Raw genomic sequence first — 14,012 nt, 5'->3', positions numbered from 1 at the left:
TTAATAGATTAGGGACATATTCCACTTAAAGAAGAAATTTCCTTCCAACAAGTAAAAAAGAGGATTTTCGGAGTGGTATGTTAAGGAAAGCATCTATCAATATTCCTATGATAAATATGTCTATTGAATTAGTATTAGAGAGTATTTGCTGTTTTAGTCGAACATTCATCGTCTCTGCATGTATCGATTTTCCGTAATTTATATATTCCTAAATACGGTTGGTAGCAATTCAGAAATCTTATCTGTCCTTAAAGTGGTATCTAGAGAAATGTAGGGATTCTCTTCTTTTGTAACAATCACTGGGCAAATTAAGGTACTGTCGAATCCAAGCTGCTCCACTCTCTTTTTATTAAATGTATAATAGCTTTCTTTTTGTGGTGGACCTGCATGAAGAATGCCTATCACGTTATTTTTAGTTAGCTCTATCAAGGCATCTGATAAATCATAAACATTCACAAAAGATCTATATACATTTTCCCACGCGCTATATAGTTTACTTTCTTTTATATTCTCAATTAATTGGAGAGTACGTCTTTCTATGTAATGATTGTCCCCATATAATGGTCCTGTGCGTACAATCACATAGTTTGGGTGATTCTCCATCAAATATTGTTCTCCGGCATGTTTTGCATTTACGTAAATAGCTAGACGAGCTTCGGAAGGTAGCAAACCAATTGGATCAAGCTCATCGTAATCACCCCTGCCATCCACGAACACCGCATCGGTAGATAAGAATATGAATTTGGTGTCTTCACTCAAATGTGTTACGACATTTTTCAGTCCAATTTCAATAAGCTGGTCCTCGTTTTCCATGCTCATAAGACACCATATGACGACATCCGGCTTTATACTTTCTATTGTCTGTGCAACTAAATGCTTGTCCATTACATCTAAAGGAATGATATTTTTTGCCGCGTTTGACAATCGAGAGGTTCCAACAACGGTTAGCGATTCGTCCTCAATAGCCTTTTGATATAAGGTAGATCCTAAAAAACCAGTGGCTCCAAGAATAAGTACTTTCATTTTATTGCTCCTTTTGTTTTATTTAGTTCAACGTTTTTCTAAAGGAATAGCACCATTTGTCGTATTCAAATTTATTTTCATAAAAACGGTGGGCTTCTTTTCTTTGTAAGCCTGACTCTAAAGCTATGTACTCTGCACCATTTTCTTTAGCGTATTTATGTATGTATGTTAATAATTGTTCACCGTAGCCACCTGAACGCTGTGATGTATCCGTTACTAAATCGTAAACAAATATATGGCGCTTATTGTAAAAGTTCGTTCGCCAGCTAAATCCGATTAAAGAAACCATTTTCTCTTGGACATAGAGGGCATACAACTTGTATCCATCCTTCTGCATTTCGTCCAATAAATCTATGTACGTTTCCATCGTTAAATCTGTTCTTAGTTGATTCATTAAAGGAAATGCTTCTGACCACTGCTCTCTTGTAATTAGCTCTTTTACTGTCTCTAACATTATGTCCCCTCATTTTCTTATTAAAAATTAAACTCAGCTCTTATTATTTGTACGACTTCATATGGACTCAAAAAAGTATTATCGATTCTTATATAATTTTCTCTTTCTATTTCTCCAGGCATTGAATTTAATCTGTTATTTTCCATTGTTGTTAGTAAGTGATGTTCAGATAGCTTCACGTTTCTTTTTGTTGGTTTACATTCTAATCGATGTGGTGTCATATTTCGTTCGAGTCTCTTCTCCACATTGGCTTCTAACTCAACAAAGTAAATAGAAACACCTTTGGATGACATCATTTGACAGATATTCTCTATATCATCCCAATCCTCTTGTTTGTCAAAATACCATACCTTCGTAAAGATCATTCCATCCTGATTACTTTTCAAAAATGATTGAAAAATCTCCATTCGAAACTCGTGAGTCAGTCTCCACATTTCCTCACTAAAGCCAAAAAGTGGCTCTAGCAAATCTATTGTCATATGGTTGTGAAACAGCTTTAGACCTGTTTCCCTCGCAAGCTCCTGTCCAACTGTCATCTTGCCCACTGCTTAGGGTCCAAATATAAAAACAAACTTATCCATTTTAGTCTCCTATCTGCTAATCTTCAATAATTAACATATTATTTTCATCAAACTCCCAGGAATCTGCGTGGGCAACCTCCCAAAAATAGCCGTCAAGGTCAGTAAAGTAGCCACCGTAACCACCCCAATCGGTTGCTTTGGCTGTTTTTTGAATAGTTGCACCTGCAACATGAGCTTTTTTCATTAATTCATCCACTTCTTCTTTAGTTTTTGCATTATAAGCAAGTGTGAAGCCTGTAAATCCATTGGCTACCGTGGGTGGATTAGCTGAATCTATGTCCTTAGAAAGGTCTTCCAATGGATATAAAGCTATTTTAGTACCTTCATTTTTAAAGAAGATAATATGCGGACTTGATTCTGGTCCTCTTACAGCAGTAGCGAATCCTAGTTTCTTGTAAAACTCATGTGCACGGACGATATCCTTTGTCCCAAGTGTAATAATATTTATGCGATTCATTGTAATTCCTCCTAGGTATAGTTTCGAGATTGTGGAGATATTCCATCTTTCATTGAGCCAAATGTATGTCTATTAAAGGGATGTCCATAATAGTAAAGCAGAAATTGTACATTGGTAAACGATACTAATAACAAACAAGGAGTGAAAAAATGAAAAAGCAGGATGACTTTAATACAAAAGCACCTAAAAATGAAAAAATAACGATTGAAAACGGATCTACCTATCCAAACGGTAACCATGTTCCTGGTGACTCTGTTGATAAACATAAAGCACTCGAAGAGGCCAATATCATTCTAACTGGCGACGAGATCAAACAACAAAACGAAAATTTATAATTTTTTCAAATACTAGATGGTATCTCTTTCTAGTATTTTTTTATGGATTTTTCCTAAGTAAATTGGGACTCAAGAAACTGTCTTATTATAAATACTACAAAAGATTTTTCTTTCCTCCTTCCACTTCCTCCTTTTGTAAGTTAGCAGTTAAAATATATAGATTTAAATCATTCTATAAACATACCAAGCAATAATTTGGCAATTATTTAAGAACTATAATACAATCAATTATATGAGTCTAACGAATTAGGTCTAAGGACTCTTATTATAAGTTTTTATTTGAGGATAGGGGAGAAAAGATGAGTATCTATGATTTTGATTTTAAATTACCGGATATCAGTGGTAACTTGGTTTCATTAGAAAAATTTAAGGGGAATGTAGTGTTGATCGTCAATACTGCAAGCAAGTGTGGCTTTACATACCAATATGAAGATTTGCAAAAATTATATGCTCGTTATAAGGAGCAGGGATTTGTAGTCCTAGGATTCCCATCTAATCATTTCGATGACCAGGAGCCTGGTAGTAATTCAGACATTAATCAGTTTTGTAAGATAAATTTTGGTGTACAATTCCCAATGTTCTCTAAGGTAAAAGTAAGAGATCAAGAAGCCGAACCTCTTTTTAATTACCTAACGACAGTTAAGCCATTTAAAGGATTTAACAATTCTCATCCGTCTTCTCGAATACTAAGTTCCATCATTAATGAAAAGGTACCACATTATATGCAAGGAAATTCGATTAAATGGAACTTCACTAAGTTTCTATTAGATCGTAATGGTAACGTTCTACATCGTTATGAATCTACTACAGATACCATTGATATGGAAAAGGATATTGAAGCATTATTATAATAAGCATTGGTTTAAAGGGTAAAATTTTTTTATCAAAATATGATTCTTGTTTTTCGAATTCAAGAATCATATTTTGAAATGCTGGTAGACAATCTAAAGCTTAAATCGACGCAGTAGCAGATGAAGATGCTGCTTGGTCCGCCTTTACACAGTCAATTGCGATAACTAATGCAAGGATAATAGCTTCCATCTCTTCTTTCCATATTTCCACCTGATAGCTATCCCCCCAAGTGAACCATTCCTTACTAACTTGCCCTACCACTTCTCCGTGCTGTAACACCTGGAAATTCATATCCCACCAGTTACCATGCACCTCAATACCAGCTGCATCAATTGAATAACGAGCCTTCAAGAAAGAGAATTCCTTCTTAATCGTTAGTACTTCTTTTCCATTTACCTCCACAAAAAACTTCGGTAAAAAACTGAACATTTTTTTCGTAATGAGCGCTATTTCGTTTCTGGATGTATTTAAAATAGAGAACGTTTTGGGGATTTTCATAAAGCTGCCCTCAACGTAATATACATCGTTCTCCTGCTGATCCTTTACGGTGAACTTGCCACTTAGACTTAATACCTTTTGCTTTATATAAAGTTTTTTCATAATTTTTTCTCCTTTTGTTACATTTTATAATTAGCAAATCTTGAATATTTACATTGGATAGCTTCCGAATACATCACTATTGGAGCTTTATTTTATAGCTGTGCATAGATTTAGGAATACCTTTTATCTGAAAAGTACCATCGTAAGTTAAGTGTCTTATTCTATATTCTAAGAAGAATGGATCTATTATCTCTTTATTAAGTATTTCAGCTATGACTTCTCCTACGGGAAGAAACTCTTTTTCAGATTGACTGTTATGCAGCATTTCGGCAGTTGCTTGAATGAGGGAATCATAATAATTTTCTGTAACCCCTATTATTTCTCTGCCATTCCATTTGCGCAAGACTTCCTTACTATCAACTAACTTGAACCATTCTTCGATATAGGTTGAACGCTCATTTGAGGAAAGTGGAAAAACATCTTTGTTTTGTTCAAATATTTTTTTAATTTGCTCCGAATGTAATTGTGAAGTATAAGATATAGCTGTTTTATCCTCAGTTATCAAATAAATAGTATTTTTCTTCTCTCTCAATAAATAAACCATAAATCGAATCCCTATTTGTTCAGCCACATTATTTCCATACCATAAATATATAGGGATTGAATCGACAATATCATCTATTTGACGTAACATATTGCTGAATTTACTGGCATAATTTCCTTCTTCCTGCTCGTCATTTATATGATCAAATAGCCATTCTTCTCGTATTTTTTGCTCTGTTTCTTTATCTAACTTTCCTAACGGACCAAAAGTAAAGTTATCTGGGATAGCGATGACTGTATGTGGCTTCGGAAGTCCTACCTTAAGAGACCCGGCTGCAGATTCCGAAGAAACTAAATGAATAGGTCCTTTAGATCTTTGATGTAACTGTAGAGACTCTTGGATGAAGGAGTTTATTTTTTCTACCATGTCACTCATTATTTCCTGCTTGATAAACCAGGTTCGTGAACGGAGAGGTCGATAATTTTCATGGTGAAACTCTTCAAATTCACTTGGTGTATTGATTTCATACATCTTGCAGTCATAGTTCTTAAATTCAGTTGCTGTTAAATAGTTTTGAGTTTCTATTTTATATACAATGACAACATTCGGCTCAATGAAGAAATAGATAAATGGGTAATGCGTTTTTGTTTTTATAACTATATCTATTCCTCTCTTCTATATGGATTTGACTTCTTTTCTTTTTTTTATTAAACGGTATTTTTTCAATATTACATATATTTTACTTCAATACACAAAAATAAAACAGCTGATTATTCAGCTGTTTTCATATTCCTTGTACAAATTTCACTTCATCGTATCCGCAATTATTACAAGTGATGAGATGTGGGCAAATTTCTTCCTTGCTTGTATGAGAATAACCGTCTGCCATTTTAATGGTGTCTAGGTCGTTGTAATGAGCATAGGGATCTAGAAAATCACTTTCCTTGCCAGCGTCCTCTAAAGGGTTAGTACACTTTGGACAGTTCTCTTCAAATTCATTGAATGCATTGCACAGTGGACACTCGGACATAAAGATTCTCCTTTGGCCTTTAGCTTTAGTATCCTTCTATTCATTTAAAATATGTATAAAAAACACCCCTCTACAACGGATTGTAGAGAGGCACTTGATTTTCTTTTATTAAGAGTGAATAATAACGTCTTTTCCTTCTTTACGATCCTTTGCATACTCAGCAGTAGCCGTAAATAAAACATCAGAGGAAGAGTTTAATGCAGTCTCACATGAATCTTGGATGACTCCAATGATGAAACCTACACCTACCACCTGCATCGCAATTTCGTTTGGAATACCAAACAAGCTACAAGCTAATGGAATAAGTAAAAGTGATCCACCAGCAACTCCAGATGCTCCTGCAGCAGACACAGCAGCAAGAACACTTAGGATTAAAGCAGTAGCTAGGTCCACTTCTATATTTAATGTGTTTACAGCAGCTAATGTTAATACAGAAATAGTCACAGCTGCTCCAGCCATATTGATAGTGGCACCCAAAGGAATTGAAACAGCGTATGTATCTTTGTCCAATTTCAGCTTTTCACATAGCCCCATGTTTACTGGAATATTAGCTGCCGAGCTACGCGTAAAGAAAGCTGTAATTCCACTTTCTCTTAACGTGCGGAATACTAATGGGTAAGGATTTTTTCGTACATATAAGTAAACAATTAAAGGATTAATAACTAGAGCTACAAATAGCATACAGCCTAATAATATGATGATTAATTGACCATATTCTTTTAAAGCGGAAAGACCATTAGTTGCGATAGCTTCAAATACAAGTCCTAAAATACCAATAGGGGCAAGTTTAATGACCCATTTGACTAGTTGTGAGATTGCATCTGAAAAATTAGCTATGGCAGTCTTTGTTGTTTCTGCAGCATTCTTCAGAGTTAGTCCTAAAAGAATAGCCCATGTTAAAATCCCAATATAATTTGCGTTTAAAATAGCATTGATAGGATTATCTATGACATTAAACAAAAGGGTTTTCAACACCGCTACAATATCACTTGGAGGTGTTACGTCCTCTACTCCAGTTGTAAGCGTAAGAGTAACCGGAAACAGGAAGCTAGCAATAACACCAACTAGCGCAGCGAGAAAAGTTCCAATTCCATAAAGAATAATAATTGACTTCATATTCGTTTGCTGACCACTTCTATGAGACGAAATTGCATGAATAACTAGGAATAATACAAGTATTGGTGCAACAGCCTTCAAAGCACCAACAAACAAAGCACCAAAAATAGTCACCCAGCTTGCAGCTTCAGGTATAGTTAGAGCTAGAATAACACCTATAAGAATACCTAGTAAAATTTGTTTAACGAGACTTACTTGGTTCCATTTATGTATAAGTTTTTTCATGTTGTTCCCTCCGTTATTAAACATAATAGCATATTCAACGATGTTACTGCTCCTTAATATGTTAAATAATTGTGATTAGTTATATATAAATGCTAGTCTAACACGAAGATTATGAATTGGTAAACAATTATTTCAAAATAACATTTTCCAATTGTTACAAGTGCCTGGCACCTGTAACATAACATAGCACCAGTACTTAACAATATAGAAACCGATAATGATTTAAGCACGTCATGTAAGTAAGTTGAACAAGATTAGATTATAGTAGTGATAAGATATTATTATAAGGAGTAGTGATAGATGGAAACGAAAGAATATCTTCATACACATTTAGAAGAGATTGAAGCCTGGGAGAAAGATCAGAAGGGTTTATGGTTTTGGGAGAAGCTAGGCCGTCTTCCTTTTAAGGTCTTAGATAAGTTAACTCCTGCTTTTATACAAGAAAAAATTGGCTTACTTGTTTCTGAAATAGGTAGCTATATACAAACCGGTGGAAAATACTTAATCAATGAACAAACGATGATTAATAAGATTAAATCATCTACTCCTTACGACCCTATTGAGTCTATAGAGGATATTGGGAACATTCCATTAGAAGATATGATCATACTGAGTGAAAGGTTACAAAAAGATCGTGTGAAGTTTGCTACTCTTCAGGGTGCGACTACTGGGGTTGGTGGCATATTTACACTAGCAATCGATATTCCCGTGATTCTTGGTACTGCACTAAAAACTTTGCAGGAAATTGCGATTATTCATGGGTATGATCCAAATGACAAACAGGAGCGTGTGTTTATCATTAAGTGTCTGCAATTTGCGTCTGCTGATATCGTTGGAAAAGAATCCATTTTAAATGAATTATCGGTTCTTCATGAAAAAAAACCGACGTCAGAGAATATGCTGTCCCAGTTAAAAGGCTGGCAGGAAGTATTTTTCACCTATCGTGATCAATTTGGTTGGAAGAAGCTCTTTCAAATGGTACCAATAGCCGGAATCATATTTGGAGCATTTGCAAATAAAGGAATGATCCAAGATATAGCAGAGGCTGGCATCATGCTTTACAGGAAGAGAAGAATTTATGAAAAGCTCAATGAATTAGAAAGTGATCATACAGATATTTAATAAACTTCCACGAAAAAGTGAAACACACAGTGTAACTTTTTCGTTTTTTTGTATGCTTGGAGAGTAATCGGACGGTTTTATCTCATAATCGGTCGGTTGACTCCATTAATCGGTCGGTTTTCCTAAATAATCGGTCGGTAAACTTCATTAACCGGTCGGTTTTTCCAAATAATCGGTTGGTCTGCTTCATAATTACAATCGATTTTCTACCAATCTTTATCTTGTCAAATTTCTTGTTCTATATTCCTTTCTATCTCATAAAATATAGAGATTCTATTTCAGAATTAATTTATTTGATAAAGGGGAAAAGCACATGTTCGCAGTACATTTTTATGAAAATAATATAATTGTATTAACTCAAGCGTTAAGAAACATTCCTGCAGTAGACGAAGACTTAAAAATTAAAGGACGCAAGTGCAAGGTACTAGATGTCTCCTATAATGATAACAATCATGTGCATGTTCAAATAGAATTTGAGAAAATAGTAGAAAAAAGTAAAGCTGCAGCAGAGCTAGGCAAGAAGAAAAAGAGATAAAATTGAAAAAAGAGGAGAAAGTGAAAATTCACTTTCTCCTCTTTTTCTAATACCTTACTTGCCTGGTTTTCCGGGCTTCCCTGGTTTTGGTTTTTCAGGTTTCCCTGGTTTATCTGGCTTCCCAGGTTTTCCAGGCTTCGTTACTTCCTTTTCATAGCTCAGTTTAAAATCATCAAAATAAGCAGCTGTTGTAGTAAAATAATTAGATGTTCCAGCAAATAGTCGGGCATATTTAGCCCCCTCTGGAGCTGTGACGGTCGCTTTTACCGTCTGCCATTCCTTATGACCGTTACGGATATGGATAATATTTTCACCGTCTCGATCACTACCAACTTGTATTCCCGTTTCGTCAAAATACCGAATAAAGAAGCTTACACTGCCGTCTTCTAAAAAGAGATTAGTAGAAGCTGTATACTCTACTCCTTCTTTTATAGAAATTGAATCGGTTTGTGCGAAAACGGTTTGCTTTTGATCCGTATCGTTAATTTTTAAGCTTTTCTTACCATAGCTTTTACGTAATTCGCTTATTTCAAAGGATGCATTGGATGGAAATGCTCCAAATAAGGATGACCAACCTGGTATGCTTTCTTTCTTGACCTTGTCTTCGAATCCTGCATTTTTAATCGGAACATTGACAGTCTCATAAATCGGTTCCTCAGGATTTACAACTTCTCCACCATCAACTACAGGAATCATAAATAGATGAGTTGCATCGCCGTCTATATAATAGATATTTTCATTTCCTTCTTTGTCATTCGCTAGAACCATAAAGTCAATTTCAGGACCTGAATTTATCAATGAAACATGGTCTAAGTTTTCAGAGGAAGGGTCTATTACCGTAAGCTTTCCACCAACATCTGTGTATAGCAGACCATCTTTTCCAATTTCAATATGGACCGGTCTCCACATGCCCCTATTTTTTATCTCTGGATATATATTTTTATACTTTATCACTTCTTGGGTCGCGGGATCCATTGCAAAAATAATGCCGTCTACTGCGCCCCATAATGTTCCGTTATCATCAAACGTTAATCCGCTAATTATTGGAGGAGCATCTAGTTCTGGAATATCTAATTCAAATTCCTTCAATTTTTGCTCGCTTTCCATATCCCATATAAACATTTTTGCCTTTGAGGTGCTCGGAGGAATATCAAGCCCTCCTCTTACTGTAGTGGAGCCGTAAATTAAACCGTCCTTATGGGATAATCCAACAATACTTTGATCCTGAACCACATTACGATAAGTTTTTCTATCTCCAGTAACTGAATCATAAATCGTAAGTGCCCCGCCAAGCTTTTGATAATCCGGTATAGTACCGATTAACAATTTGTTTTCTACAAATTTCATAATGTACGGCCGATCCTGCTGCTCCGGCTTAAGATCAAAAAGTGTTTCTATCGCCATGGTTTCTGTATTCATTCTTTGAATAGCAGCACCACCGTATATTCCAAAATATAAATCATTTCCATTTCCCGCTACAATTCCTTCTGCTTGTCCCTGGGAATACGTAACAAATTGCCCTGTTTGGATATTATATTTCGAACCCTTTGGTCCCCCCGGATAAGTAGTCATATAAAGATTACCATCTGGACCTTCCCCAAGGTTATGAAGTCTCAATGGAAGTGCTTGCATAGCGGTTGGTAGGGTAACAGTTTTATTTGTTTCAAGATTTGCAGCAAATATTTGCCCTGTCCTATTCATTGTTACTAGAGAGAGACCTGGAAGATCTTCTCTTCCCATATCTACAAAAGCCCCTCCTCGTAAGCCAGCTCCATATCTAATCCCTGTTTCACGCGTCTCCAATGTATTGATATCAACTTCTACAATGTGACGATTGTGAATTACATATGCCTTATCTCCATTGACCGGTAACTGGATAAAACCAAAGCTTCCAAAATCATCTGCTGATCCATCATGTAGTTTTCCAAGCTTTTTATCTGACACCCATTCTTGGTTAATCAAATCATAAAAAAGTATTGCCGATTCTCCTCCATCATCAAAACGAGCAAATAGATAGTTACCAACGACAGCCATATCATAAACGAATTTAATCTGGCTGACAGGTTTCCCTAAAATGTCAGGTACATTTTTTGTTATTTCTTCTTTTTCCATCGTTTCTACATTAATACGATAAACCTTTCCTTCCACTCCTAAACCAGCATATAAGTATCCATCATGATATTCGAGAGAACGAATATAACTAGCATTGCCAGCATCAATCTTTCCAAAGTCAACGAAAGACTTGGTGGCACCATCATACTTATAAATACGCCCGTTGCCTTCCGCATACGTACCAATATATGCGTTTCCATTATCGTCCGTAGTACTACTCCATGCTTGGTGTCCAGCATTAGGTGTTCCTAGCTTTTCGACAATCTTGGTTGTTGGGGAATAGCTCCAAAGCTCTCCTACATTTCCTTCTCCGAGTGCAGCAATATACACTGTCCCATTAGAAGCAATAGAATGACTCCACACTTGAGATACCTTTGCTAACTGCTGAGAAAATATTAGCTTATTATCCTTTACATCTACTACATTAAATACACCACCATTTGCTGTGGCATAAACTACATCTCTACCATTTTCTTTTCCAAAAGCAGCGTTTAATAGAACAACTTCTGAGGCACCTATTCCGAGATTTACAGGTGCCTTAAAGCCTCTGTCTTTAAGCTTTACTATTACATCCCCTTCTGATGAGTTAGCAAAACTTGTTAAAGGTAACACGGAAACTAGTAATGCTAAACTTAATAGGACGGAAATCAAACGTAAAAATTGCACTTTTTTCAAATAAAACCCTCCTTTATCAGGATAATTACAATTTTCAGTATATTATCTTTTGAAAACTATAGATATGTCTTAAAATAGACCCAATTATAGTTGATATTTAATACCTATTCAGAAAAATAATACTAATGGCTTATAAAACCATGTTTTCAAATAAAAAAAGCCGTACAAACAAATTATTGTCTGCTGGCTTTAAGAGTTCTTTTATATTTAATACTAATCTTTGCCTTCTTCACGTCCCACAGAAAGTTTGATATCCACAGCTAGAGTCAGGTGGAAGCTTTGAGTATTCTACGTTGTTTGCTGAATAATCGTAAGGGTTTTGAAGCACTGCCACTAAGCTTTCCATCACTTGATAGTCTCCTCTATCAACTGCTGCCTCTAGCGCCTCCTCCACACGGTGATTTCTAGGAATCACTATTGGATTATGTTTCTTCATCATTTGTATCGCTTCTTGTTTTGTTTCTTGTTGCTTTTCTAATCTATTTAGCCACTTTGTTTGCCAATCTTTAAATTCAACAGATTTAAAAAGTTCATTTTCATCTAGTTCCTCTAAAGTTAGAGCTCGGAAAGTGTTCGTGTAGTCTGCTTTATACCTCTGCATTAGTTCTAGTAGCTCTTGAACGAGGGCAATATTCCCTTCTTCTTCATGGAATAAACCAAGTTTAGCTCTCATGCCTTTTAGATAATTTGTTTGGAAATACTCTGGATAGGCAGTTAACACTTCCTGTGCAAGTCTGATTGCTTCCTCTTGATCCTCGTGAATAAGCGGCAATAAACTTTCTGCTAATCTAGCCAGGTTCCATGCACCAATACCTGGTTGATTGCCATATGCATAACGACCTTGCGTATCAATTGAGCTGAACACAGTATTCATATCATATGTATCCATGAATGCACATGGTCCATAGTCTATCGTTTCTCCACTGATGCTCATATTATCTGTATTCATCACTCCATGAATGAATCCAACAAGCTGCCATTTAGCAATAAGAGATGCTTGACGCTTCGTTACCTCTTCGAGGAAAAGTAAATATTTGTTCTCTTTTTCCTCCAACGCAGGGTAATGTCTATTTATTGTGTAGTCAGCTAATGCCTGTAAGTCCTCATATGTGCCATAGGTTGCAGCAAATTGGAATGTACCTACCCGAATATGACTGGTAGCGATTCTCGTCATTACAGCCCCTTGTTGAAGAGTTTCTCGTATAATCGATTCTCCAGTTGTTACTACTGATAGACTACGTGTCGTCGGTATTCCTAAACCATGCATCGCTTCGCTAATTATATATTCCCGAAGCATTGGGCCCAGACCAGCTCTTCCATCTCCTCCGCGAGAATAAGGAGTTTTACCTGATCCTTTTAGTTGTATATCGAAACGTTCCCCATCAGGGGTTATTTGTTCTCCATACAGTAATGCCCGACCATCTCCTAGCATGTTAAAGTGGCCGAATTGATGACCAGCATAGGCTTGTGCAAGAGGCGTACTTCCTGACGGGGCACTATTTCCTGCAAGTATTTCTATACCTTGATCACTTTTAAGTAAGTCTTTGTTCAACCCTAGCTCAGTGGCTAGTGATTCATTTAAAACTGTAAGCTTAGGGGAGCTAACAGGATTAGGATCTATTATTGTAAAAAATATTGGCGGAAGACTAGTATAACTATTGTCTAAATTCCATTCAGTTTGTTTTCTAGTTTCTGTCATCGTATCTTCCTTTCCTATAAAATACTTTTTTCTTATGTTTTCATTATACCCTTCTTAAATACGTGATACCCTTATTTAGAATTTCTGTACAAAAAAAAGAGCAGCAGTCGCTGTTCTTTTTCTTGGATTATAAGTAATTTTTAAATTGGTTTCTCACTCCAGTTTACATGACCTACACCAGAAATATTAATTTTTCCAAGGCTTAAAATATGTGGAATATGGGCAAACATCCCGAAGTTAGTACCTTTTTTACTTTCTTCCGTAAAGTAGGACAATGTATCTTTGGGAAGAGCATTCAACGTCGGAAAAGAATCCATTTGAATAATTTCCACCTCATCTTCGGGTATATCTGAAGATGGTCCCTTGTAATTGCTTTTACGATAATAATAGATAGCATTTAAGTTATCATGTAGTCTTTCAATTGGGATTTCATAAAATAATAAGTCTTTTTTTATTCTTACCCCTAACTCGGACAATGATTTAAAAATGTAGTTTGGATGAAGTGGCAATAAAAATATAACATCATTCCACAAACAATCTAGTTTAGGTATTTTCCTCTGTAAAAGACTTTCCCTTTCTGGACTGTTACGATATTTCTCGCTATATTGCTTATAAAGCTCGTTGTCTAAGCCTTTTATATAATTTAGCGGTAATAGTTCATCACCAATCATTTTCTTTGGCACCATATGATATAAAAACTCCATTGAACCCC

Annotated in this window: 15 protein-coding genes; 4 read left to right on the top strand and 11 right to left on the bottom strand. The window is 35.8% G+C overall.

Annotated features, from left to right (window positions below):
* Window positions 1-198 precede the first annotated feature (198 nt).
* The 4 genes from NSQ95_RS07030 to NSQ95_RS07015 form a co-directional block, all read right to left on the bottom strand.
* Window positions 199-1,023, bottom strand: coding sequence for a sugar nucleotide-binding protein (locus NSQ95_RS07030; protein ID WP_340883889.1), 825 nt, complete (start codon window positions 1,021-1,023; stop codon window positions 199-201).
* 22 nt (window positions 1,024-1,045) lie between these two features.
* Window positions 1,046-1,477 carry a GNAT family N-acetyltransferase gene (locus NSQ95_RS07025; RefSeq protein WP_342560543.1) on the bottom strand — a complete coding sequence of 144 codons (432 nt, stop codon included), beginning with the start codon at window positions 1,475-1,477 and terminating at the stop codon, window positions 1,046-1,048.
* A 20-nt stretch (window positions 1,478-1,497) separates the two neighbouring features.
* Window positions 1,498-2,013 (bottom strand): shikimate kinase, encoded by a 516-nt coding sequence (locus tag NSQ95_RS07020; RefSeq protein ID WP_342560542.1) that lies wholly within the window; start codon window positions 2,011-2,013, stop codon window positions 1,498-1,500.
* Between the two features lie 61 nt (window positions 2,014-2,074).
* Window positions 2,075-2,515, bottom strand: coding sequence for a VOC family protein (locus NSQ95_RS07015; protein ID WP_251552845.1), 441 nt, complete (start codon window positions 2,513-2,515; stop codon window positions 2,075-2,077).
* Window positions 2,516-2,664: 149 nt separating this feature from the next.
* Here NSQ95_RS07015 and NSQ95_RS07010 point away from each other — a divergent pair, with 149 nt between their 5' ends.
* Together NSQ95_RS07010 and NSQ95_RS07005 are read left to right on the top strand one after the other, a co-directional pair.
* Window positions 2,665-2,850 (top strand): hypothetical protein, encoded by a 186-nt coding sequence (locus NSQ95_RS07010; protein WP_298473417.1) that lies wholly within the window; start codon window positions 2,665-2,667, stop codon window positions 2,848-2,850.
* A gap of 299 nt (window positions 2,851-3,149) precedes the next feature.
* Entirely contained in the window at window positions 3,150-3,701 is a 552-nt protein-coding gene (locus NSQ95_RS07005; protein ID WP_298473414.1) for a glutathione peroxidase, read from the top strand.
* Between the two features lie 100 nt (window positions 3,702-3,801).
* Here NSQ95_RS07005 and NSQ95_RS07000 read toward each other — a convergent pair whose 3' ends face one another.
* The 4 genes from NSQ95_RS07000 to sstT all read right to left on the bottom strand — a co-directional run bounded on the left by NSQ95_RS07000 (window position 3,802) and on the right by sstT (window position 7,157).
* A complete protein-coding gene (locus NSQ95_RS07000) occupies window positions 3,802-4,302 on the bottom strand; it encodes an LURP-one-related family protein (protein ID WP_342560541.1) in 501 nt (166 codons plus the stop codon).
* 76 nt (window positions 4,303-4,378) lie between these two features.
* Window positions 4,379-5,221 (bottom strand): DUF1835 domain-containing protein, encoded by an 843-nt coding sequence (locus tag NSQ95_RS06995; protein ID WP_342560540.1) that lies wholly within the window; start codon window positions 5,219-5,221, stop codon window positions 4,379-4,381.
* Between the two features lie 349 nt (window positions 5,222-5,570).
* Window positions 5,571-5,816 (bottom strand): hypothetical protein, encoded by a 246-nt coding sequence (locus NSQ95_RS06990; protein ID WP_169358687.1) that lies wholly within the window; start codon window positions 5,814-5,816, stop codon window positions 5,571-5,573.
* 108 nt (window positions 5,817-5,924) lie between these two features.
* Entirely contained in the window at window positions 5,925-7,157 is a 1,233-nt protein-coding gene (gene sstT, locus NSQ95_RS06985; RefSeq protein WP_342560539.1) for a serine/threonine transporter SstT, read from the bottom strand.
* A gap of 300 nt (window positions 7,158-7,457) precedes the next feature.
* On the opposite strand from sstT, the gene NSQ95_RS06980 reads away from it, so the two are divergent.
* The gene (locus tag NSQ95_RS06980) at window positions 7,458-8,279 is read left to right on the top strand and encodes an EcsC family protein (RefSeq protein WP_342560538.1); all 822 of its coding nucleotides are present in this window, start codon (window positions 7,458-7,460) and stop codon (window positions 8,277-8,279) included.
* A gap of 313 nt (window positions 8,280-8,592) precedes the next feature.
* Window positions 8,593-8,814, top strand: a complete 222-nt coding sequence (locus NSQ95_RS06975; RefSeq protein WP_169358684.1) for a hypothetical protein — start codon at window positions 8,593-8,595, stop codon at window positions 8,812-8,814.
* Window positions 8,815-8,868: 54 nt separating this feature from the next.
* On the opposite strand, the gene NSQ95_RS06970 is transcribed toward NSQ95_RS06975, so the two are convergent.
* The 3 genes from NSQ95_RS06970 to NSQ95_RS06960 all read right to left on the bottom strand — a co-directional run bounded on the left by NSQ95_RS06970 (window position 8,869) and on the right by NSQ95_RS06960 (window position 14,004).
* Complete coding sequence (locus NSQ95_RS06970) at window positions 8,869-11,601, bottom strand: hypothetical protein (RefSeq protein ID WP_342560537.1); 2,733 nt, start codon at window positions 11,599-11,601, stop codon at window positions 8,869-8,871.
* A gap of 229 nt (window positions 11,602-11,830) precedes the next feature.
* Window positions 11,831-13,300, bottom strand: coding sequence for a YdiU family protein (locus NSQ95_RS06965; RefSeq protein WP_342560536.1), 1,470 nt, complete (start codon window positions 13,298-13,300; stop codon window positions 11,831-11,833).
* A 140-nt stretch (window positions 13,301-13,440) separates the two neighbouring features.
* A complete protein-coding gene (locus NSQ95_RS06960) occupies window positions 13,441-14,004 on the bottom strand; it encodes a group-specific protein (protein WP_342560535.1) in 564 nt (187 codons plus the stop codon).
* Between the last annotated feature and the right edge of the window lie 8 nt (window positions 14,005-14,012).

The sequence above is a fragment of the Psychrobacillus sp. FSL W7-1457 genome (assembly GCF_038593405.1).
Taxonomy (GTDB): Bacteria; Bacillota; Bacilli; order Bacillales_A; family Planococcaceae; genus Psychrobacillus.
This window is presented reverse-complemented; position numbering and strand designations above follow the sequence as displayed.

What these genes read in the sequence shown, in the direction of transcription:
- NSQ95_RS07030 (WP_340883889.1), bottom strand. Translation starts at nt 1,023, where the DNA reads ATGAAAGTACTTATTCTTGGAGCCACTGGTTTTTTAGGATCTACCTTA.
- NSQ95_RS07025 (WP_342560543.1), bottom strand. Translation starts at nt 1,477, where the DNA reads ATGTTAGAGACAGTAAAAGAGCTAATTACAAGAGAGCAGTGGTCAGAA.
- NSQ95_RS07020 (WP_342560542.1), bottom strand. Translation starts at nt 2,013, where the DNA reads ATGACAGTTGGACAGGAGCTTGCGAGGGAAACAGGTCTAAAGCTGTTT.
- NSQ95_RS07015 (WP_251552845.1), bottom strand. Translation starts at nt 2,515, where the DNA reads ATGAATCGCATAAATATTATTACACTTGGGACAAAGGATATCGTCCGT.
- NSQ95_RS07010 (WP_298473417.1), top strand. Translation starts at nt 2,665, where the DNA reads ATGAAAAAGCAGGATGACTTTAATACAAAAGCACCTAAAAATGAAAAA.
- NSQ95_RS07005 (WP_298473414.1), top strand. Translation starts at nt 3,150, where the DNA reads ATGAGTATCTATGATTTTGATTTTAAATTACCGGATATCAGTGGTAAC.
- NSQ95_RS07000 (WP_342560541.1), bottom strand. Translation starts at nt 4,302, where the DNA reads ATGAAAAAACTTTATATAAAGCAAAAGGTATTAAGTCTAAGTGGCAAG.
- NSQ95_RS06995 (WP_342560540.1), bottom strand. Translation starts at nt 5,221, where the DNA reads ATGAGTGACATGGTAGAAAAAATAAACTCCTTCATCCAAGAGTCTCTA.
- NSQ95_RS06990 (WP_169358687.1), bottom strand. Translation starts at nt 5,816, where the DNA reads ATGTCCGAGTGTCCACTGTGCAATGCATTCAATGAATTTGAAGAGAAC.
- sstT (WP_342560539.1), bottom strand. Translation starts at nt 7,157, where the DNA reads ATGAAAAAACTTATACATAAATGGAACCAAGTAAGTCTCGTTAAACAA.
- NSQ95_RS06980 (WP_342560538.1), top strand. Translation starts at nt 7,458, where the DNA reads ATGGAAACGAAAGAATATCTTCATACACATTTAGAAGAGATTGAAGCC.
- NSQ95_RS06975 (WP_169358684.1), top strand. Translation starts at nt 8,593, where the DNA reads ATGTTCGCAGTACATTTTTATGAAAATAATATAATTGTATTAACTCAA.
- NSQ95_RS06965 (WP_342560536.1), bottom strand. Translation starts at nt 13,300, where the DNA reads ATGACAGAAACTAGAAAACAAACTGAATGGAATTTAGACAATAGTTAT.
- NSQ95_RS06960 (WP_342560535.1), bottom strand. Translation starts at nt 14,004, where the DNA reads ATGGAGTTTTTATATCATATGGTGCCAAAGAAAATGATTGGTGATGAA.